The sequence below is a fragment of the Streptomyces sp. NBC_00775 genome, from assembly GCF_036347135.1.
Lineage (GTDB): Bacteria > Actinomycetota > Actinomycetes > Streptomycetales > Streptomycetaceae > Streptomyces > Streptomyces lutosisoli.
The window spans coordinates 4,373,506-4,394,602 of the sequence record NZ_CP108938.1 but is presented as its reverse complement, the minus strand read 5'-3'; the positions used below and the strand labels follow the sequence as shown (position 1 = coordinate 4,394,602).

At 69.5% G+C, this 21,097-nt stretch carries 17 protein-coding genes and 1 riboswitch; of the genes, 10 read left to right on the top strand and 7 right to left on the bottom strand.

Features of this window, described 5'->3' with window-relative positions:
- The first annotated feature begins 1 nt into the window (after position 1).
- From nuoL to nuoN, 3 genes are read left to right on the top strand one after another with little or no spacing between them, the layout of a single operon-like run.
- Entirely contained in the window at positions 2–1,915 is a 1,914-nt protein-coding gene (nuoL, locus tag OIC96_RS19545) for an NADH-quinone oxidoreductase subunit L (RefSeq protein ID WP_330306613.1), read from the top strand.
- 5 nt (positions 1,916–1,920) lie between these two features.
- Positions 1,921–3,492 carry an NADH-quinone oxidoreductase subunit M gene (locus OIC96_RS19540; protein WP_330306614.1) on the top strand — a complete coding sequence of 524 codons (1,572 nt, stop codon included), beginning with the start codon at positions 1,921–1,923 and terminating at the stop codon, positions 3,490–3,492.
- The gene (nuoN, locus tag OIC96_RS19535) at positions 3,489–5,138 is read left to right on the top strand and encodes an NADH-quinone oxidoreductase subunit NuoN (protein ID WP_330306615.1); all 1,650 of its coding nucleotides are present in this window, start codon (positions 3,489–3,491) and stop codon (positions 5,136–5,138) included. Before OIC96_RS19540 ends, nuoN begins: the two co-directional genes overlap by 4 nt.
- Before the next feature lie 76 nt (positions 5,139–5,214).
- Here the strand turns inward: nuoN and OIC96_RS19530 are convergent, their stop codons facing one another.
- Entirely contained in the window at positions 5,215–5,847 is a 633-nt protein-coding gene (locus tag OIC96_RS19530) for a hypothetical protein (protein WP_330306616.1), read from the bottom strand.
- A 291-nt stretch (positions 5,848–6,138) separates the two neighbouring features.
- Here OIC96_RS19530 and recQ point away from each other — a divergent pair, with 291 nt between their 5' ends.
- Positions 6,139–8,154 (top strand): DNA helicase RecQ, encoded by a 2,016-nt coding sequence (gene recQ / locus OIC96_RS19525; protein ID WP_330306617.1) that lies wholly within the window; start codon positions 6,139–6,141, stop codon positions 8,152–8,154.
- A 119-nt stretch (positions 8,155–8,273) separates the two neighbouring features.
- Here the strand turns inward: recQ and fahA are convergent, their stop codons facing one another.
- Positions 8,274–9,500, bottom strand: a complete 1,227-nt coding sequence (gene fahA, locus OIC96_RS19520; RefSeq protein WP_330306618.1) for a fumarylacetoacetase — start codon at positions 9,498–9,500, stop codon at positions 8,274–8,276.
- Between the two features lie 228 nt (positions 9,501–9,728).
- Here fahA and OIC96_RS19515 point away from each other — a divergent pair, with 228 nt between their 5' ends.
- Together OIC96_RS19515 and OIC96_RS19510 are read left to right on the top strand one after the other, a co-directional pair.
- Positions 9,729–11,000, top strand: coding sequence for a carboxylate--amine ligase (locus OIC96_RS19515; protein WP_330310240.1), 1,272 nt, complete (start codon positions 9,729–9,731; stop codon positions 10,998–11,000).
- Positions 11,001–11,028: 28 nt separating this feature from the next.
- Positions 11,029–12,270, top strand: coding sequence for an FAD-dependent oxidoreductase (locus OIC96_RS19510; RefSeq protein WP_330306619.1), 1,242 nt, complete (start codon positions 11,029–11,031; stop codon positions 12,268–12,270).
- A 68-nt stretch (positions 12,271–12,338) separates the two neighbouring features.
- Here OIC96_RS19510 and OIC96_RS19505 read toward each other — a convergent pair whose 3' ends face one another.
- Positions 12,339–12,935, bottom strand: a complete 597-nt coding sequence (locus OIC96_RS19505; RefSeq protein WP_330306620.1) for a hypothetical protein — start codon at positions 12,933–12,935, stop codon at positions 12,339–12,341.
- A gap of 101 nt (positions 12,936–13,036) precedes the next feature.
- On the opposite strand from OIC96_RS19505, the gene OIC96_RS19500 reads away from it, so the two are divergent.
- The 3 genes from OIC96_RS19500 to OIC96_RS19490 all read left to right on the top strand — a co-directional run bounded on the left by OIC96_RS19500 (position 13,037) and on the right by OIC96_RS19490 (position 14,634).
- Positions 13,037–13,219 (top strand): hypothetical protein, encoded by a 183-nt coding sequence (locus OIC96_RS19500; protein ID WP_330306621.1) that lies wholly within the window; start codon positions 13,037–13,039, stop codon positions 13,217–13,219.
- A gap of 79 nt (positions 13,220–13,298) precedes the next feature.
- Positions 13,299–14,111 carry an HAD family hydrolase gene (locus tag OIC96_RS19495; protein ID WP_330306622.1) on the top strand — a complete coding sequence of 271 codons (813 nt, stop codon included), beginning with the start codon at positions 13,299–13,301 and terminating at the stop codon, positions 14,109–14,111.
- Positions 14,112–14,196: 85 nt separating this feature from the next.
- Positions 14,197–14,634 (top strand): GNAT family N-acetyltransferase, encoded by a 438-nt coding sequence (locus OIC96_RS19490; protein ID WP_330306623.1) that lies wholly within the window; start codon positions 14,197–14,199, stop codon positions 14,632–14,634.
- Positions 14,635–14,661: 27 nt separating this feature from the next.
- Here OIC96_RS19490 and OIC96_RS19485 read toward each other — a convergent pair whose 3' ends face one another.
- From OIC96_RS19485 to OIC96_RS19470, 4 genes are all read right to left on the bottom strand, one after another.
- A complete protein-coding gene (locus OIC96_RS19485) occupies positions 14,662–15,438 on the bottom strand; it encodes a LysM peptidoglycan-binding domain-containing protein (RefSeq protein WP_330306624.1) in 777 nt (258 codons plus the stop codon).
- 3 nt (positions 15,439–15,441) lie between these two features.
- Positions 15,442–15,599: riboswitch (cyclic di-AMP (ydaO/yuaA leader) on the bottom strand.
- A gap of 269 nt (positions 15,600–15,868) precedes the next feature.
- Positions 15,869–16,198, bottom strand: coding sequence for a hypothetical protein (locus OIC96_RS19480; protein ID WP_330306625.1), 330 nt, complete (start codon positions 16,196–16,198; stop codon positions 15,869–15,871).
- 33 nt (positions 16,199–16,231) lie between these two features.
- Positions 16,232–18,229 carry a CocE/NonD family hydrolase gene (locus tag OIC96_RS19475; RefSeq protein WP_330306626.1) on the bottom strand — a complete coding sequence of 666 codons (1,998 nt, stop codon included), beginning with the start codon at positions 18,227–18,229 and terminating at the stop codon, positions 16,232–16,234.
- A 10-nt stretch (positions 18,230–18,239) separates the two neighbouring features.
- Positions 18,240–19,772: a peptide MFS transporter gene (locus OIC96_RS19470; RefSeq protein ID WP_443058334.1), complete on the bottom strand. Its 1,533-nt coding sequence runs from the start codon at positions 19,770–19,772 to the stop codon at positions 18,240–18,242.
- 237 nt (positions 19,773–20,009) lie between these two features.
- Between OIC96_RS19470 and OIC96_RS19465 the strand changes: the two genes are divergently transcribed.
- Positions 20,010–21,020 carry a polyprenyl synthetase family protein gene (locus tag OIC96_RS19465; protein ID WP_330306628.1) on the top strand — a complete coding sequence of 337 codons (1,011 nt, stop codon included), beginning with the start codon at positions 20,010–20,012 and terminating at the stop codon, positions 21,018–21,020.
- Positions 21,021–21,097: the final 77 nt, after the last annotated feature.

The following is a 21,097-nucleotide window of genomic DNA, read 5'->3' as shown; positions in this document are numbered from 1 at the left end:
CGTGGAGAACCTGATTGCGCTGCTGGTAGCGGCGCCTCTGCTCGGAGCGGCCGTACTGCTGTGCGGCGGAAGGCGGCTTGATGCCGTCGGCCACTGGATCGGTACCGCGCTCGCGGCCACCTCCTTCGTGATCGGCGTCGTGCTCTTCGCCGACATGCTGGGGAAGAGCGCCGGGGAACGGACCCTGACGCAGCACCTGTACAGCTGGATCGCCGTCGGAAACTTCCAGGCGGACGTCGGCTTCCAGCTCGACCAGCTGTCGATGACCTTCGTCCTGCTGATCACCGGCGTCGGCTCGCTGATCCACCTGTACTCGGTCGGGTACATGGAGCACGACGAGCGCAAGCGCCGCTTCTTCGGCTATCTGAACCTGTTCCTCGCGGCGATGCTGCTGCTCGTCCTCGCCGACAACTACCTGCTGTTGTACGTCGGCTGGGAGGGCGTGGGCCTCGCCTCGTACCTGCTCATCGGCTTCTGGCAGCACAAGCCCAGCGCCGCCACCGCCGCGAAGAAGGCCTTCCTGGTCAACCGCGTCGGCGACATGGGCCTGTCCATCGCCATCATGCTGATGTTCACGACCTTCGGGACCTTCGCCTTCGGGCCGGTGCTCGGCACCGAGGAGCACCCGGGGCTGGTCACAGACGCCACCGAGGGCAAGCTGACCGCCGTCGGCCTGATGCTGCTGCTCGCCGCCTGCGGCAAGTCCGCCCAGGTGCCGCTGCAGTCCTGGCTCGGGGACGCGATGGAGGGCCCGACCCCGGTCTCGGCCCTCATCCACGCCGCGACCATGGTGACCGCGGGTGTGTACCTGATCGTCCGCTCGGGCGCGGTCTTCAACGCGGCGCCCGACGCGCAGCTCGTCGTCACCGTGGTCGGCGCCGTCACGCTCCTCTTCGGTGCGATCGTCGGTTGCGCGAAGGACGACATCAAGAAGGCGCTCGCCGGCTCGACCATGTCGCAGATCGGCTACATGGTGCTGGCCGCGGGCCTCGGCCCCATCGGCTACGTCTGGGCGATCATGCACCTGGTGACGCACGGCTTCTTCAAGGCCGGGCTCTTCCTCGGCGCCGGTTCGGTCATGCACGGCATGAACGACGAAGTCGACATGCGGAAGTACGGCGGCCTTCGGAAGTACATGCCGATCACCTTCGTCACCTTCGGCCTCGGCTACCTCGCCATCATCGGCTTCCCGTACTTGTCCGGCTTCTTCTCCAAGGACAAGATCATCGAGGCGGCCTTCGCCAAGGGCGGCACCGAGGGCTGGATCCTCGGCGGCGCGGCCCTGCTGGGCGCGGCCATCACGGCGTACTACATGACGCGCGTGATGATCATGACCTTCTTCGGCGAGAAGCGCTGGCAGCCGGACGCGGAGGGCCATGGGCCGCACCCGCACGAGTCCCCGAGGTCCATGACGATCCCCATGATCGTGCTGGCCTTCGGATCGGTCTTCGCGGGCGGTTTCTTCAGCATCGGCGACCGCTTCCTGAACTGGCTGGAGCCGGTCACCGGGCACTCGGAGGGCGACTCGCCCGTCAGCGCCCTCACGGTCACGCTGGCCACGATGGCGCTGCTCGTCGTCGGCGCCGGAATCGCGTACGCCCAGTACGGGCGCAGTCCCGTCCCGGTCGTCGCCCCGCGCGGCTCCCTGCTCACCCGGGCCGCCCGGCGCGACCTGCTCCAGGACGACTTCAACCACGTCGTGCTGGTGCGCGGCGGTGAGCACCTCACGCGCTCCCTGGTCTACGTCGACCACACCCTGGTCGACGGGGTCGTCAACGGCACGGCGGCCTCGATGGGCGGCCTCTCCGGGCGGCTGCGCAAGCTGCAGAACGGCTATGTGCGCAGTTACGCGGTCTCGATGTTCGGCGGTGTGGCGATCCTCATCGCCGCGACCCTGCTGATGAGGGCGGTCTGATACCGATGTCCTTTCCACTGCTGACAGCGACGGCGGCGCTCCCGGCCCTCGGGGCGATCGCCACGGCCGCCGTGCCGGCCGCGCAGCGCGTCGCCGCCAAGTGGCTGGCGCTGCTGGTCTCGCTCGGCACCCTGGTGCTCGCGGCCGTGACCCTGGTGCGCTTCGATCCCGGCGGCGACCGCTACCAGCTCACTGAATCCCACTCCTGGATCAAGGACTTCGGGGTGCAGTACGAGTTGGGGGTGGACGGCATCGGGGTGGCGCTCGTCGCGCTGACCGCCCTGCTGATCCCGTTCATCATCCTGGCGGGCTGGCACGACGCCGACCCGCACGAGACCGGCAACAAGAGGTGGCGGCCGACGCAGGGCTTCTTCGCCCTGATCCTGGCCGTCGAGGCGATGGTGATCATCTCCTTCGAGGCCACCGACGTCTTCCTCTTCTACATCTTCTTCGAAGCCATGCTGATCCCGATGTACTTCCTCATCGGCGGCTTCGGGGACAAGGCCCACGAACACGGCGACGAAGTGGCGGCCACACAACGGTCGTACGCCGCGGTGAAGTTCCTCCTCTACAACCTGGTCGGCGGTCTGATCATGCTGGCCGCCGTCATCGGCCTCTACGTGGTCGCCGGGAACTTCTCGCTTCCGGAGATCGTGCAGGCCCGCGCCAACGGCTCGCTGCACATGGCGACCAGCACGGAGCGGTGGCTGTTCCTCGGCTTCTTCTTCGCGTTCGCGGTGAAGGCGCCCCTGTGGCCGCTGCACACCTGGCTGCCCAACGCCATGGGTGAGGCCACCGCCCCGGTCGCCGTACTGATCACGGCGGTGGTCGACAAGGTCGGCACCTTCGCGATGCTCCGCTTCTGCCTCGGGCTGTTCCCGGAGGCCAGCAAGTGGGCGACGCCGGTCATCCTCGTACTCGCCCTGATCAGCATCGTCTACGGGGCGCTGCTCGCGGTCGGCCAGCGGGACATCAAGCGCCTGGTCGCGTACGCGTCGATCTCGCACTTCGGGTTCATCATCCTGGGCATCTTCGCGATGACCAGCCAGGGCCAGTCGGGCGCGACGCTCTACATGGTCAACCACGGGATCTCGACCGCCGCCCTGATGCTGGTGGCGGGCTTCCTGATCTCGCGGCGCGGCTCGCGTCTGATCGCCGACTACGGAGGGGTGCAGAAAGTCGCCCCGGTACTCGCCGGCACCTTCCTGATCGGTGGCCTCGCGACCCTCTCGCTCCCCGGGCTCGCGCCCTTCGTGAGTGAATTCCTCGTCCTGGTCGGCACGTTCACGCGCTACCCGGTCGTCGGCATCATCGCCACCTTCGGCATCGTCCTCGCCGCGCTCTACACGCTCGTCCTCTACCAGCGGACGATGACGGGCCCGGTGAAGGCGGAGGTCGCCGAGATGCCCGACCTCAGGGTGCGGGAGCTCCTGGTGGTCGCTCCGCTGATCGCACTGCTGATCTTCCTGGGCGTCTATCCGAAGCCGGTCACCGACATTGTCAACCCGGCGGTCCAGCAAACCATGTCAGACGTACACAAGACGGACCCCAAGCCCGAGGTGGAGGCGGCCAAGTGAGCGCAGCAGCCGTCCACAGCCTGTGGACAACCGCGGCCGACCCGATCTCCAAGATCGACGCGCCGAAGATCGAATACGGGCAATTGTCGCCCACCTTGATCGTCATTGGTGCGGCGATCGTCGGGGTGCTGATCGAGGCGTTCGTGCCGCGCAAGTCGCGCTACTACGCCCAGGTGTTCGTCGCCGTCGTCGCACTCGCCGCCGCGTTCGCCGCGGTCGTCGCGCTCGCGGCGGGCGGATACGGCACGACGAAGGCGCACATCGCGGCGATGGGCGCGATCGCCGTCGACGGACCTGCCCTGTTCCTCCAGGGCACGATCCTCCTGGCCGGACTGCTCGGCGTGTTCACCTTCGCCGAGCGACGCCTCGACCCGGAGGCGCACGGAAACCGCGTCGACTCGTTCGCCGCTCAGGCCGCGTCCGTGCCCGGCAGCGACAGCGAGAAGGCCGCCGTGAAGGCCGGGTTCACCACCACCGAGGTGTTCCCGCTCCTGCTCTTCGCGATCAGCGGCATGCTGGTCTTCCCGTCGGCCAACGACCTGCTGACGCTGTTCATCGCGCTGGAGGTCTTCTCGCTCCCGCTCTACCTCCTGTGCGCCGTGGCCCGCCGCAAGCGGCTCCTGTCGCAGGAGGCCGCGGTGAAGTACTTCCTGCTCGGCGCGTTCGCCTCCGCGTTCACGCTCTTCGGCATCGCCCTGCTGTACGGGTACGCGGGCTCGGTGTCGTACGCGACGATCGCGCAGGTCGTCGACGGCACCGTCCAGAACGTCGACCCGGCGCTCGCCGGCACCATGGGCAACGACGTACTGCTGCTCATCGGCGTCGCCATGGTCGTCATGGGCCTGCTCTTCAAGGTCGGCGCGGTGCCGTTCCACATGTGGACGCCGGACGTCTACCAGGGCGCGCCGACACCGGTCACCGGCTTCATGGCGGCGGCGACGAAGGTGGCCGCCTTCGGCGCGCTGCTGCGTCTGCTGTACGTCGTCCTGCCGGGCCTGCGCTGGGACTGGCGGCCGGTCATGTGGGCCGTCGCGGTCGTCACCATGCTGGGCGGCGCGATCGTGGCGATCACCCAGACCGACATCAAGCGGCTCCTGGCGTACTCGTCGATCGCGCACGCGGGCTTCATCCTCGCGGGTGTCATCGCGACCTCGCCGGACGGTGTCTCGTCGGTGCTCTTCTACCTGGCCGCGTACTCGTTCGTCACGATCGGCGCCTTCGCCGTCGTGACGCTCGTACGGGACGCGGGGGGCGAGGCCACGCACCTGTCCAAGTGGGCCGGTCTCGGGCGCAGGTCCCCGCTGGTGGCGGCCGTCTTCGCGGTCTTCCTGCTGTCCTTCGCGGGCATCCCGCTGACCTCCGGTTTCGCCGGAAAGTTCGCCGTGTTCAAGGCGGCGGCGGAGGGCGGCGCGGCCCCGCTGGTCGTGGTCGGTGTGATCTCCTCGGCGATCGCGGCGTTCTTCTACATCCGGGTGATCGTGCTCATGTTCTTCAGTGAGCCGCGGCCGGAGGGCCCGACGGTCGCCGTGCCGTCGCCGCTGACCATGACGGCGATCGGGGTGGGCGTGGCGGTCACGCTGGTACTGGGTGTGGCGCCGCAGTACTTCCTGGATCTGGCAGGGCAGGCGGGGGTCTTCGTCCGCTGAGCCAAGCAGCCGACGGTGAACCAAGCAGAACCGGGCCCCGCGTCCTCCTCGGGAGGGAGCGGGGCCCGAGCCATGTTCAGTGGGCCATGTTGGCCATGCCGGCTGTTTGGGCCGTGGGGGTCTTGGGAGCCGTGGGAGACGCGTGGGCTGTGTGGGCCGGGCGGGGTGGGCACTTCACCGTGGGATTCCACCGGTTGAACAAGCCGTTGGGGTTGTCCTTCCAGATCCAGACGTGCAGGTCGTAGTGGATCGGCATGGTGGCGTTGTGGCCGGGCATCGGGCCGTCGAACTTCTGACCGCCGAACATCGAGGGTCTGTCGTTGCTGGTCTTCAGGTTGTGGTCGGCGTCCGGAACGATCCACTCCACCCCAGCGAGTCGGCGCCTCCCGTTCTCCCCGTCCTCATAGAGGAGAGACGCGGGTTTCGCCGGGTCGACCGAGCCGTAGAGGGACTCCTTGAAGTAGTGGTAGCCCATGCTGCCGTGACCCGCGGGGTCGGAGGAGCACGGATTGGGGACGTATCCATCGGCGATCGCGGCCGACTCGTCGAGGTACTTCGCGGTCGCGGCATACGCCGTGGCCAGCTCCTCCTGGACCTTCGGGTCGTCGGGGTCGTCCGCGGTGGCATGGGCGGGGACGGTGGCCAGAGCGAAGGACGCGGCAGCGGCTGTCGCGAGGGCGATGACGGTCCTGAGAGGACGCTGGGACATGCGATGACTCCTAGAGGCACGAGAGGCGTACGGGACGGCGCCGGCCCGTCGGGCGCGGGCAAGCCCCCTCCTCCCGCCCGAGCAGCATGTCCCGTGGTCGCGGGGCGTCGCCATGCATAGGGGGCCAACGGGCTGAACGCCGGCGGGTGCGCCGCCCGGGTGAGTGCGGTGAACCGGGAACCGGTGCGGACGGGAGCCGACCGGTCGCAGCCTGTGGATAACTCTGAGGCTGTCGGTGCGGAGCCCTATGGTGGCTGTCGTGGGCGAAGCACGACGGACGGGGGACGGGCGATGGGCGGGACGGGTGTGATGACCGAAGCGGACGCGACGGAGACACGGAGTGACAGCGAGGCACGGGCCACGCTCCACCGGGTCTTCGGGTACGACGCCTTCCGCGGCGAGCAGGAAGCGATCATCGAGCATGTGGTGGCGGGCGGTGACGCCGTCGTCCTGATGCCGACGGGTGGCGGCAAGTCGCTCTGCTACCAGATTCCGGCACTGGTCAGACCCGGTACGGGCGTCGTGGTCTCCCCTCTCATCGCGCTGATGCAGGACCAGGTGGACGCGCTGCGCGCGCTGGGCGTGCGTGCCGGGTTCATGAACTCGACGCAGGACTTCGACGAGCGGCGGGTGGTCGAGGCGGAGTTCCTGGCCGGGGAGCTGGACCTGCTCTACCTGGCCCCGGAGCGGCTGCGTCTGGACACCACCCTCGACCTGCTGTCGCGCGCGAAGATCTCGGTCTTCGCGATCGACGAGGCGCACTGTGTGGCCCAGTGGGGTCACGACTTCCGTCCCGACTACCTGGCGCTGTCGCTGCTGGGCGAGCGCTGGCCCGACGTCCCGCGGATCGCGCTGACGGCCACGGCCACCCGCGCGACGCACAAGGAGATCACCCAGCGCCTGGGCATGCCGAGCGCCCGCCACTTCGAGGCGAGCTTCGACCGCCCCAACATCCAGTACCGGATAGTTCCGAAGGCCGACCCCAGGAAGCAACTGCTGTCCTTCCTGCGCGAGGAGCACACGGGCGACGCGGGCATCGTGTACTGCCTCTCGCGCAACTCGGTGGAGAAGACCGCCGAGTTCCTCTCCCGCAACGGCATCGAGGCGGTGCCGTACCACGCGGGCCTGGACGCGGGCACCCGCGCCACCCACCAGTCGCGCTTCCTGCGCGAAGAGGGCCTGATCGTGGTCGCCACCATCGCCTTCGGCATGGGCATCGACAAGCCGGACGTCCGGTTCGTCGCCCACCTCGACCTGCCGAAGTCCGTCGAGGGCTACTACCAGGAGACGGGCCGCGCGGGCCGCGACGGACAGCCGTCCACGGCATGGATGGCTTACGGCCTCCAGGACGTGGTCCAGCAGCGCAAGATGATCCAGAGCTCGGAGGGCGACGAGGCGTTCCGCCGCCGGGCGGCCTCCCACCTGGACTCGATGCTGGCCCTGTGCGAGACGGCGCAGTGCCGGCGCTCCCAGCTCCTGGCCTACTTCGGCCAGGACCCGAACACCCCCGCGTGCGGCAACTGCGACACGTGTCTGACGCCGCCCGAGACCTGGGACGGCACGGTCGCGGCGCAGAAGCTGCTGTCCACGGTGGTGCGCTTGCAGCGCGAGCGGGGGCAGAAGTTCGGCGCGCTCCAGATCGTCGACATCCTGCTGGGGCGCCGGACCGCCAAGGTGATCCAGTTCGACCACGACCAGCTGTCCGTCTTCGGTATCGGCGAGGACCTCTCCGAGTCCGAATGGCGGGGTGTCGTACGGCAGTTGCTGGCCCAGGGGCTGCTCGCGGTCGAGGGCGAGTACGGGACGCTGGTGCTGACAGAGGACAGCGGGACGGTGCTGCGGCGCGAGCGCGAGGTGCCGTTGCGCAAGGAGCCGCCGAAGCCGGTGACCTCCCGGTCGGGGTCCGGTTCCGGCTCGGGACGCGGCGAGCGCAAGGCCAAGGCCGCCGTCGCCGAACTGCCCCCGGAGCTGATCCCCGCCTTCGAGGCGCTGCGCACCTGGCGCGCCGAACAGGCCCGCGAACAGGGAGTCCCGGCGTACGTCATCTTCCACGACGCGACACTGCGGGAGATCGCCACGGCGTGGCCCACCTCGGTGAGCGGCCTGGGCGGCATCAGCGGGGTCGGCGAGAAGAAGCTGGCGACGTATGGCGAAGGCGTCGTGGCGGTCCTCGCGTCACTGGGAGGGGCTCCTGGAGCCGCTCCGGAAGCTGCTCCCGAGCCGGCTCCCGCGCGGGTGAGCGCTGAGGGGCCGGACCCGGACTGGCCGGAGATGTACGAGGAGCCGGCGCCGGAGGACTGGATATAGGGGGTAGGGGCGGGGTGTCCTGACCGCCCCGCTGCGGGCGTGCCTACCACTGTCGAAGGTGGCGGCCGGTGTCTGGGGGCTCCGCCCCCAGACCCCCGTACCGCGCTTCGCGCTCGTGCTCAGACGCCGGACGGGCTGATGCGTCCCCTCACCTCGCCCAGGCCCACCCGCGTGCCACCCGGCCCAGGAGCCCACGCCGTCAGTGTCACCTCGTCGCCGTCCTCCAGGAACGTGCGCTTGCCGTCGGGGAGGTCGAGGGTGTCGCGGCCGTTCCAGGTGAGTTCGAGGAGGGAGCCGCGTTCGGCTTCGGAGGGGCCGCTGACGGTGCCCGAGCCGTACAGGTCGCCGGTGCGCAGGGAGGCGCCGTTGACCGTCATCTGGGCCAGCTGCTGGGCGGCCGTCCAGTACATGGTGGAGAAGGGGGGCTCGGAGACGACGTGGCCGTTGAGGGCGACGGAGATACGGAGGTCGTAGCCGCCGGGGTCCTCGGAGGAGTCGTCGAGGTAGGGGAGAAGGGGGTGCGTGCGCGTGGGGGGCGCGACCCGGGCGTCCTCCAGGGCGTCGAGCGGGGTGATCCATGCCGACACCGACGTGGCGAAGGACTTGCCGAGGAAGGGGCCGAGGGGGACGTACTCCCAGGCCTGGATGTCGCGCGCCGACCAGTCGTTGAGGAGGCAGAGGCCGAAGACGTGGTCGCGGAAGGAGGAGAGGGGGACGGACGTGCCCATGGCCGACGGGGTGCCGACCACGAAGCCGACCTCCGCCTCGATGTCCAGGCGGATGGAGGGGCCGAAGACGGGAGCGGCGTCGGCAGGGGCCTTCCGCTGGCCCGAGGGGCGGATCACCTCCGTCCCCGACACCACCACCGTGCCCGAGCGGCCGTGGTAACCGATCGGCAGGTGCTTCCAGTTGGGGGTGAGGGAGTCGGCGGCGTCGGGGCGGAAGATCTGGCCGACGTTCCGGGCGTGGTTCTCGGAGGCGTAGAAGTCGACGTAGTCCGCCACGTCGAAGGGGAGGTGCAGGGTCACCTCGGAGAGGGGGTGGAGATGGGGTGCGAGGGTCTCCCGGTGGGACGGGACCGTTACCCAGGCCGTGAGCGCGCGCCGTACGTCGGACCAGGCCGTGCGGCCCGCCGCGAGCAGCGGGTTCAGGGTCGGCCGGCCCAGCAGCTCGGCGTACGGGGAGCCGAGTGCCCGGGCCGCCGCGCCCGCGTCGAGTACGTGGTCGCCGAGGCGGACGCCGACAGTTCGTTCCGAGGAGCCGGCCGCGTCATTCGGGGAGAACACGCCGTACGGCAGGTTGTGCGGGCCGAAGGGATCGCCCTCGGGGACATCGAAGGGGGGCATCGGTTGGTGCCTCGCTTTCGGATTCGTACTCGCCATGTGATCCATGTGTTCCACGCGTTCCATGTGGTCGCGGCACACGTTACGGGGGAGTGACCGTGCTGTGGCAGTGCCTAAAGAGTTCGCAATGTCCGAATAGGCCTTGTCGGACGGGTCAATTCCGGCTTAGCGTCCTTTGGGGGACACGGACGGGGTGGGTCCGGTCCGTAGGGGGGACGCGTGGGGGGACCCGTGGCCAAGGGCTCCAGCAGTGTCCCGGTCGACGCCGACCGGGATGTTCCTGGGCTCATCGTGAAGTTCGGCGACTATCCGCTGCACCACGGCGGGGTGGGCGCCATCCGAAGCCTGGGCCGGCTCGGCATACCGATGTATGCGATCACGGAGGACCGTTACACACCGGCCGCGGCTTCGCGCTATCTGCGCCGCGCCTTCGTCTGGCCGACCACCGGGACGGAGGAGCCGGAGCGGCTCGTCGAAGGGTTACTGCGCATCGGCCGTCGCATCGGCAGGCCGACCGTCCTCGTCCCGACGGACGAAGAGGCCGCCGTACTGATCGCCGAACACCAGGACGAGCTGGGGGACCGCTTCCTCTTTCCGCGCATCGACGCCAAGCTGCCGCGTCGGCTCGCCAGTAAGCAGGGGCTCCACGAACTGTGCGTGGAGCATGGCATTCCGAGCCCCGCGGCGGCCTTTCCGCAGTCGTACGAGGAGATCGCGGCGTTCGCGGAGAGCGCCCGCTTTCCGCTCGTCGCCAAGAACCGCGAGGCGTTCGTGCGCCGCAGTCAGCCGGCGGTGCACGGGACGACGAAGATCGCGACCCGCGAGGGGCTGCTCACGCTCGCCCGGGACTGGGGCGCGCAACCCGGCGTGATCCTCCAGGAGTACCTGCCGAGAGAGGAGGCAGAGGACTGGATCGTGCACGCGTACTTCGACGCGGACTCGACGCCGCTCGCGATGTTCACGGGCGTGAAAGTCCGCTCCTGGCCGCCGCACGCGGGAATGACGGCGAATGCGTACGTCGTCGACAATCCGGAACTCGCGGACCTCGCCGCGCGTTTTATCAAACAGATCGGCTTCAGCGGCGTCATCGACCTGGACCTGCGCTTCGACCGGCGCGACGGACAGTACAAGCTCCTTGACTTCAACCCACGGATGGGCGCGCAGTTCCGGCTCTTCGAGAACGAGTCGGGGATCGACGTCGTCCGTGCCATGCATCTGGATCTGACCGGGCGCAGCGTTCCTGAGGGGGAACAACGCGCCGGTCACCGGTACATCGTGGAGAACATCGACCTGCCGGCCCTGCTCGCCTACCGGCGCAGCGGCTATACGACACCGCACGCGCCGGCTCGCGCGAGTGGTACGGAGCTGGCGTGGCTCGCGGGTGACGACCTGCGGCCGTTCTTCACGATGCTCGCGCGCTTCGTGCGGCCGGGCGCGAAGCATCTGTATCAGCTGTGGCGGACCAACCGCCGCGGCAGCACCAACAGTTCCACCACGAAGTAGACGTAGTACGTCCTGGGGAGGGGACTTCGTGATTCATCCGGTAGCAGTCATCGGTGCCGGGCCATTCGGCCTGTCCACCGCCGCCCATCTGCGGGCGCGTGGTGTTCCGGTGCGTGTGTTCGGCGAGCCCATGGTGAGCTGGCGCGATCACATGCCCGAGGGAATGCTGCTCAAGTCGACCCCGGCCGCGTCCAGCATCGACGCCCCGCAGCGCGGGCACACGCTTCGCGACTACTGCGACGCGGCGGGGATACCGCGGCTGGTCACGGACGAGGACATCATCCCGGTCGAGACGTTCATCGCGTACGGGGAGTGGTTCCAGCAGAAGCTCGTGCCCGAGCTGGAGCGGGTGCGGGTCGTCTCGGTCGACCGCAAGGGCGGCCGCGATGGATCCGGGGGCTCGGGGGGCTCCGGGGGCTCCGGGGGCTTTGAACTCAAGCTGGACTCAGGGGAGTTGTTCACGGCTCGGGCGGTCGTGGTGGCCACCGGGCTGTCCGGCCTCGCCCATCTGCCCGCCGAACTCGCGGGTGCGGCGGCGGACGGGCCCACGCCCACGGGCCCGGTCTCCCACAGCTCCCAGCACCACGACCTGAAGCGGTTCTCCGGCAAGGAGCTCATCGTCGTCGGCGCGGGCCAGTCCGCCCTGGAGACGGCGGCGCTCGCGGCGGAGGCGGGTGCGCAGGTGCGGCTGGTGTCCCGCGGCAAGGGCGCCGTCGACTTCGGCGCGCCGCCGTGGGAGCAGCCGAAGCTGCGCCCCGAGTCGCCGTTCGGCCGTGCCTGGTCCCTGTGGGCGCTGAGCTACTACCCGCAGCCCTACCGCTATCTGCCCGCCCAGGCCCGGCACTTCCTGGTCCGCCGGGTGCTCGGGCCGCTCGGTGCCTGGTGGCTCCGGGACCGTTTCGAGGGCAAGGTCGGTGTCCGCGAGGTCTCCCGGATCGTCAGCGCCGGGGCCACCGACGGCAGCCCCGTGCTCTCCGTCCAGACCCACGGCGGCCGGGTCGAGGAACTTTCCGCCGACCACGTCATAGCCGCGACCGGCTACCGCGTCGACATCGCCGCGATGGACTTCCTCGGGCACGAGTTGCGTACGGAGCTGGCGGTGAGCCGGGGCACGCCCAAGCTGGGCGCCGGGTATCGGTCCTCCGTGCCCGGGCTGTACTTCACGGGGTTGCCGGCGGCGGCTTCGTACGGGCCGGTGATGCGGTTCGTGTGCGGGACGGAGTTCGCTTCACCGCGGTTGGCGAAGCATCTGGTGGCCGCGCACGGGTGAGGTCGTACGGCTGAGGGGTGCCGCCCGGCGGCCGCGCCCCTCGCCCGTTGGCCGTCGCCCCCTCGGCGTCAGGCCGACTTCTGCCAGGCCAGGTAGTCGGTGATGAGCTCCGGTGGGTTGGCGGCTTCGGTCGCCTCGATCTCCCAGCCCGGGCAGTCCATGTCGAAGACCACGACGGGCAGCGGGCGGCCGAAGACCTTCTCGATCCGGCCGCTCGCGTGCAGGTGGCGGGCGAGGTCGATGCAGGCGTCGTAGAAGTGGAGCCGGAGCAGGTCGGACCTGGCGTCCAGCTCGTCCTCCTCTTCCTCGGGCAGATCCATGGTGAGGAAGTCGTACTCGCCGTCGAACCAGATCCCCAGCCGCTTGACCTCGTCCACGTACAGCGGGCTTCCGGTGGGGTCCTCGGGCACGTTGCCGAGCATCTCGAAGCCGTCGAGCAGCCAGCAGGCGTAGTTCCAGCGGGCCTCTCCTGGGTCCTCCGGGTAGGTCTGCTGCTCGTACTGGGTCTCGGTGTTGTACCCGATGGCCACGTACGGGTGGCGATCATCGCCGTCGATTCGCCAGATACGGAAGGAGAGGGCGTAGATCTCGGGCTTGAGGGTCTCCGGGAAGCGCCGGATGACGTCTTCGGCGGCGGTTCGGAGGTGTTGCCGGAAGGGGGTCACCGCGTGGAGTCCGGCAGGAAGGTGGCCTGGGTGATGGTGAGTTGGGGGCCGTCCGAGCCGCTGTAGCCGCTCTTGGTCCACAAGTCAGGCTTGAGCTTCATGTGTCTCCCCGCACTCTCTCGATGAAGGCCGGCGGCTCTTGGGGCGTCAGGGCCCGCGCCCGGATCATTCCACCCCGCCAACTCTCCGCCCCCACCGACCACTTCACCGTCCTCCTCTCCGCGCCCCCGGAGGTGCTCGTGCTGCCCGAACCGGCCGCGCTGTCCGCGCCGCCCGTGCGGTGAACGGCGTTGCGGACGGGATACCGGACGTCGTCCGGTTCACGCCGGGCCGATGTGTCGTTCGATCCGTATTCTTCGGATCATGGCCGCTCCGACTGCATATTCACTCATCGCCACTGACCTGGACGGAACGCTGCTGCGCGGCGACGACACACTCTCCGACCGGTCGCGGGCCGCGTTGGCGAGAGCCACGGCCGAGGGGGCCCGGCATCTGGTGGTGACGGGACGGCCGGCGCCGAGGGTCCGACCGCTCCTCGACGAACTCGGCGGCGAGGGGCTGGCGGTGTGCGGTCAGGGGGCGCAGCTGTACGACGCCGGGGCGGACCGTCTGCTGTGGTCGGTGACCCTGGACAGGGAGCTGGCGGAGACGGCGCTGGGCAAGATCGAGGCGGAGGTCGGGCTGCTCTACGCGGCGGTGGACCAGGACGGCGTGGACGGGCTGACGCTGATCGAGCCGGGGTATGTCATGCCGCATCCGACACTGCCGGCAGTGCGGGTGCGGCGGCGCGACGACCTGTGGACGGAGCCGATCAGCAAGGTGTTGCTCCGTCACCCTTCCTTGTCCGACGACGAGTTGGCGTCGGCGGCGCGCGGAGTGGTGGGTTCCCTGGCGACGGTCACCATGTCGGGGCCGGGCACCGTCGAACTCCAGCCATGCGGCGTGACCAAGGCGACGGGGCTCGCCCTCGCCGCCGAACACCTCGGGCTCGGCCCCGCCACCACCCTCGCCTTCGGTGACATGCCCAATGACATCCCGATGTTCGACTGGGCCGCCCACGGCGTCGCCATGGCCAACGCCCACCCGGAACTCAAGGCGGTGGCCGACGAGGTGACCTTGTCGAACGAGGACGACGGGATCGCCGTGGTGCTGGAGCGGCTGTTCGAGGCTCGTTAGGCCCGGCCGCGCCGACATCCCCGTCCCGCCGCCGTCCCGCTGTCGTGCCCCTGCGGTCCGGGAGGCGGCCGATACGCTCCGGCGCATGAGCGTTCAGGTGGAGATCATCCGGGAAGCGAGTCAAGAACTTGTCGACGCCTTCGGCCGGTTGCTGCCTCAGTTGTCGTCGACCGCCAAGCCCCTCGACGGCGAGGCGGTCGACCGGATGGTGTCCTGCGATGCGAACACGGTGCTGGTCGCCCGTGCCGCGGGCGAGATCGTCGGCACGCTGACCCTGGTACTGCTTCCCATGCCGTCCGGGCTGCGCGCCCGCATCGAGGACGTGGTCGTGGACGTTGCGGCGCGCGGCCGGGGAGTCGCGGCGCTGCTGACTCAGGAAGCTCTGCGGATGGCCCGGGAAGCGGGCGCCCGGACCGTCGATCTGACCTCCCGGCCGGACCGGCCGGCGGCGAACCGGCTGTACGAACGTCTTGGGTTCCAGGCCCGGCAGTCGACGGTCTACCGGTACCTGGTGGACGAGTAGTAGGGGGACGGGCAGGGGGAGGGCTGGTCAGTAGGCCCCGTTGACGTTGTCGATCGAGCCGTACACCGCCGCCGCGTAGTTGCAGGCCGCCGTGATGTTCGCGACCGGGTCGTAGGGGTTCGTCGAGGTGCCGGCGACGTGGTAGGCGTTGAAGGTCGGGTCGATGACCTGGAGGAGGCCCTTGGACGGGGTGCCGGCGGCGGCGTTCGAGTCCCAGTTGTTGATGGCCAGGGGGTTGCCCGAGGACTCACGCATGACGTTGCGGTAGATGCCGTTGTAGGTGCCCGGAATGCCCGACTTGGCCATGATGGCCAGGGACTGCTTGATCCAGCCGTCGAGGTTGTTGGCGTACGTCGTGGTGGAGGCGGGGGTGGCCGTGGTCGCCGCGGACTTGGCGGTCGCCGTGGTTGCCTTCGCCGTCGAGCTCGACGCGGTCGACTTCACGGTCTTCGTGCCCACCGTCAGCGTCAGGCCCGGGCGGATCACGGCCGGGTTCGCGCCGATGACCGCGCTGTTCGCCTCGTACAGCTTCTTCCAGCCGCCGCTCGTGGGGTTCTTCGCCGCGATCGTGGAGAGGGTGTCGCCCGCGGCCACCTTGTAGGTGAGGAGCTGGATGTCCGTGGTCGTGGTCGCGGCGGTCTTCGCGACCTGCGCCACCTGCGCCACCTGTGTAGGTGTGGCCGCGTGGGCGCCGGTCGCGCTCACGAGGGGGAGTGCGAGCGCGGCTCCGCTCGTGCCGACGGCGACCATGCCGCGGGTGAGGGTGCTGGTCTTCGTGCGGCGGTGCTTGCCTCGTGCGGGCATGGCGATTTTCCTCTCCGGTGCCTGCGAGGTGAGCTGTCGGGTTCGGGCGGGAGATGCCCGGCCGCGCTGTGGACGCGGCTTCACCCCTAGCCGTTCCGGGGGTCCGGATCGGCGGCTTACCTGGGTCCCCCGCTCCTGCCGTGCGTGGGTGGGTGGGGTTTCCGGGCGGCGGCAGGATTCGGCGTTCCGCTCGGATCGGGGCGAACGTATGCGAGAGCACATGTCGGGAACAAGACCTGATGTCGCAGTGAAGATCGCTTTAGCCTGGATATGGCGAGGGCGAAACGTCCGATTGCGCCGGAATTCGATCCTCAACTTGCCTTTTGCAAAGGGGGAGTCGTCGAGGGGACTCTGACGCCGGGTTTGGTCGGGCGTGACCCAATTCACGCGACCAAGCGCAATCAAAGCGGCAAGGCGGGCAACTCGGGCATTACGGTGCGAGCGTCCAGGCGGGGGAGTGCCTCGGCGGAGCCGGGCGGACCTCCCACGCGGAGAGATCCGTGTCGGGGTCGTCGTCGGGGAGGCGGCCCGCGTTGGGCTTGAAGTAGAGGCCGTAGCCCCAGTATTCGGGAAGCTCGTGGCACATCAGGTCGGGGTACGGCTCGAACTGCTGCCCCTCGTATGCCCTGTTGATCCTCGCCACCGCCTCCGCCCGCGAGATCCCGAAGCGCGTGACCATCTCCTGGGCCATCTCACGGAAGTACGCGAGCATGCCCTCGTCGAGGTCCATCAGGAATTCCCCGGTCCGCGATCGCGCCATGGTGCGATCGTTCCCTATGGCGCCCCTGGGCCTCTAGCCCGCCGTTCTGGGGATTCTCCTTTCCCACGTCCGGTGGAAGACCACCTCGTCGCCGTCCTTGCAGATCACCTCGTTGGACGTGATGAAGTCCTCGGCGTCGCAGGTGATCTCGGACGTCGTGGACACCCGTGCGTCCCACGGCAGGTCCGGGCGGTGGAGGCGGACCGACCAGGTCGAGCGGGCGCGGGCCGACAGGGGATCGGAGGCGTCGATCGTGTACGTCTCCAGCGCGTCCTCGGTGAATTCGAGGCCGTCGGGGTACACGCGCGTGCCGCCGTAGCGCGGGTCCACCTCCAGACGCCAGGTGCCAGCGGCAACGTCACGGACGACCAGGCGTTCCGGGCGGGGTTCGTCCAGCGTCGCGGGGACGACGACTCCCAGGGGCTCGGACTGCTCCGGTTCCTCGAACGTGAGCGAGGGCGTCGACTCCCGTGCCCGCAGCGGGAGTTCCAGCGTGCTGCCCGCCGGATCCAGGGTGAAGCCGGCCTCCGAGCCCGGCTGGGGCCAGATCCAGGGCCAGTACGCCGAGGAGACGGAGAGGCGGATGCGATGGCCCGCCGGGAACGCGTAGCCGATGCCGTTCAGGTCGAAAACCACGTCCTCCGTAGTGCCCGGTTTCCAGGAAACCGCCTGGTCACGGCCGTAGCGCGCTGACAGGTTCAGCACACCTCGGGTGACGAGCGTCGAAGCTCCGTCGGGGGCCACGTCGCAGAGGCGGGCGATCACCTGGCCCCGGGGGGTCGAGGACGTCAGCCGCAGCCGGACCCGGGTACGGCCCAACACCCAGGTTTCCTCCGGCACTTCGAACTCGAAGCACGCCGATCTCGCGTCCTCCTCCCGCTGGTCCGGCGGCAGATCCGCGTCGTTCCCGAAGGGGAAGAAGCGGCCCGCGTCCACCCCCGTGTGCTGGGGGGAACGGACCAGGACCGGCGCCCCCTGGAGCGCGTACGAGACCGGGGTCACCGAGGGGGAGGGCCAGGCGGGGTCACCCACCCAGCGGCCGGGCAGGGACGGGTACGTCGTCGCCGGGGGATGCGCGTCCATCACGTACGAGCGGAGCACGGGGGTGGACATGGCGCCGGTGTCCTTGTCCCGGAGCCAGTGGTCCCACCAGCGCAGGGTCTCCTGGAGGAAGCCGATCGCCGGGCCCGGTGGCAGGCCGCGGTCCGGGTACTGGTGCGACCAGGGGCCGATCAGGCCTCGTACGCGGTCGGGCGGCAGGTTCTCGACCAGGCGCAGCACCGTGTCGCGGTACGGGTCGTGCCAGCCGCCGACCGCCAGGACGGCCGCGCGGATGGCGCCGTAGTCCTCGCAGGCGCTGCCGTGGCGCCAGTACGCGTCCCGGGTCTGGTGGGACAGCCAGGTGTGGACGAACGGGTCGACCGCCTCCAGGCGCTTCACCCACATGTCCCGCCACATCACCTCGCCCACGTGCACCGGGTCCGGCGGGCGGGAGACGAAGGCCAGCATCGTGGCCGCCCAGGCGTGCATGTCGACGGCGAGGACGGAACCTCCCATGTAGTGCACGTCGTTGTCATAGCGGTCGTCCGTCGAGCAGACCGTGACGATCGCCTTGAGCGGCTCGGGCGCGAGGGCCGCGATCTGGAGGGAGTTGAAGCCACCCCAGGAGATGCCGAACATGCCGACCCTGCCGCTGCACCAGGGCTGGGCGGCCAGCCAGTCGATGACCTCCACCCCGTCGGCCAGCTCCACCTGCGAGTACTCGTCCGTCGGCATGCCCTCCGAGTTGCCGTGACCGCGGACGTCCACGCGGACGGAGGCGTAGCCGTGGCCCGCGTACCAGGGATGGCGTTGCCAGTCGCGGGGCGCGGTCCAGTCCGTGAGGCGGTACGGGAGGTATTCGAGAAGGGCGGGCACGGGCTCGTCGGTCAGCGGGCGCCAGATCCGGGCGTACAGACGGGTGCCGTCCGGAAGGGGGATGAGGACGTCCTCGTGAGTCGTCTCGTAGGGGAAGGACGTACGGATGTGCATGAGTGTCACCTCAGTGGACGGGGTGCATCGTGCGGCGCAGCCAAGGGGCGAGCGCCATCACGGCGAGGCCGGCCGCCACCGCGATCGCCCCGTTGACGCCGAAGTACGCCGGCTTGGAGACGTCGTCGTACAGCTTCACCGTCTGGGCCTGGATGCCGTTGGCGAGCGCGAGGGACAGGAACCAGAGGGACATCGTCTGGCTGGCGAAGGCGACGGGGGCGAGTTTGGTGGTGGCGGACATGCCGGAGGTTTCGAGGAGGACGTCGCCGAGGCCGAGGAGCAGGTACGAGCCGACGATCCACCAGGCCGACATCAGGTAGTCGTCACTCGCGTGGCCGCTGGTCGGCAGCACCATCAGGAGGAAGGACAGACCGCCGAGTACGACGCCGATCGCGATCTTGTTCGAGGCGTGCGGCTGGCTGTGGCCCATCCGGACCCAGAGGGCGGCCACGACCGGGGCGAGGCCGACCTCGAAGGCGCCGAGCGCGGAGGCGTACCAGCTGGCCGGGAAGTCGAAGCCGAGGATCGTCGTCTCGGCGTTCGACGCGGCGAGCAGCATCATCGTCGAGTACGCCTGGAAGAGGATGAAGTTGAAGACGGTCGAGGCGAGGAAGAGGACCACGTACGGGCGCAGCCGGCCGCGCTCCTCGGACGTCACCCGGGGGCTGGTGAACATCACCGTGAAGTAGACGACCGGCGCGATCACCGAGACGAGGGTGAGGAGATCGACGAAACGGCCCATCGTCAGCCAGCCGCCGGCCGCGAGGAGCACCGCGAGCACGGCGACCGTCAGCAGGCCCGCGACGATCATGCGGACGGCGCGGCGCATCCCGTCCGGCGTGAGAGCGAATTCCGCCGCGCGTCTGCGTCCGGCCAGGTGACGGCGGCCCATCACATACTGGATCAGGCCGAACGTCATGCCGATCGCGGCCGCCGAGAAGCCCCAGTGCCAGCCCTTGTGGTCGCCGAGCCAGCCGGTGATCAGGGGACCCGCGAAGGCGCCGATGTTGATCGCCATGTAGTAGAGGGCGAAGCCGGCGTCGCGACGGTCGTCGTCGGTGCGGTAGAGCTTGCCGACCATCGTGGCGACGTTGGGCTTGAGCAGGCCGGTGCCCGCGCTGATCAGGCCGAGGCCCACCCAGGTCATGGTGGCCGTGGGGACCGCCATGGAGTAGTGGCCGCAGGCGATCAGGATGCCGCCCCACAGGACCGCGCGGTACGAGCCGAGCATGCGGTCGGCGAGCCAGCCGCCGGCGACGGAGACCAGGTAGACGAGCGTTCCGTACGCCGCCGACACCGACGCGGCCGTGCCCGCGGCCATGCCCAGGCCGCCGTGGGCGACGGAGTCGGCGAAGTAGAGGACCAGGATCGCCTGCATGCCGAGGAACGAGAAGCGTTCCCAGACCTCCAGGCCGGAGAGGGTCAGCAGGCCCCTGGGCTGGCCGAAGAAGGCGTGGTCGTCACCCGGCGGCGGCTGGCTGCCGGGCTCGGCTTCGACGGTGCTTCGGGCCACGGGCGCCTTCCTCTTCGTAAGTCGGTACATGTCATGTCGTATCAACTGATCCAGAACATACCGCCCGTGATCCGATACCGCCCGGGCGTAGGGGGGTACCTCCCCCTGGAGCGAAGTCGCACAAGGGACGGTGGGCGCTCGTGGTGATCGAAACGTGACCGGATACGCTGACTTGAGTGATGGCAGCGACACATCGACAAACCGTGTCATCGACCGAATGATCGACCGAGTTCGCCATGTGATCGTCAGCAGACAGGAGAACCTCTCGTGACCGTCGTCGGGCCGTTCGGGCTGAGCGTGCGGGACCAGGCTCTCGAAGCCGATGTCCAGGCCGGATTGGCGGCTGTCGAGGAGGGTTTGCTCGAAGCCACCAAGAGCGAGGTCCCCTTCATCACGGAAGCCGCCCAACACCTCGTGCGTGCCGGCGGGAAGCGGTTCAGGCCGCTGCTCGTGATGCTCGCCGCGCAGTTCGGTGACCGCTACGCGCCGGGTGTCGTGCCCTCGGCGGTGGTCGTCGAGCTGACCCATCTCGCCACGCTGTACCACGACGACGTGATGGACGAGGCCGAGGTGCGGCGCGGGGTGCCCAGCGCGAACGTCCGCTGGGGCAACTCGGTGGCCGTCCTCACCGGCGACTTCCTCTTCGCGCGCGCCTCGTACATCCTGGCCGACCTCGGGCCCGAGGCCGTCCGGATCCAGGCCGAGGCGTTCGAGCGGCTGGTGACGGGGCAGATCCTGGAGACGGCCGGTCCGCGCGACGGGCGCGACCCGGTCGACCACTACCTCGATGTGCTGAGCGGCAAGACCGGCTCGCTGGTCGCCGTCGCGTGCCGGTTCGGCGCGATGATGTCGGGCGCCGACGAGACGGTCGTGGACGTGCTGACGCAGTACGGGGAGCGGCTGGGTGTCGCCTTCCAGCTCGCGGACGACGTGCTGGACATCGCCTCCGACTCGCACGAGTCCGGGAAGACACCGGGCACGGATCTGCGCGAGGGCATTCCCACGCTGCCGGTACTGCGTCTTCGTGAGCGTGTGGAGCGGCTCGGGCTCGCCGAGGACATCGCGCTGTGCGAGCTGCTCGACTCCGACCTGACGGACGACGCCCGGCACGCCGAGGCGCTCTCCCGGCTGCGGGTCCACCCTGCTCTCGAACAGGCCCGCCGGGACACCGTGCGGTACGCGGAGGAGGCGCGCGCGGCGCTGGCTCCGCTGCCGGAGTGCGATGCGAAGGTCTCGCTGATGGAGCTGGTGGACGCTGTGGTGCACCGGGCCGGCTGACCTGTTGCCCGGCGCTTGCGGGGTGCCGCCGCTGTGCCCACCCGTGCCGCCCCTGGCGGCACGCATGCCCACATCGG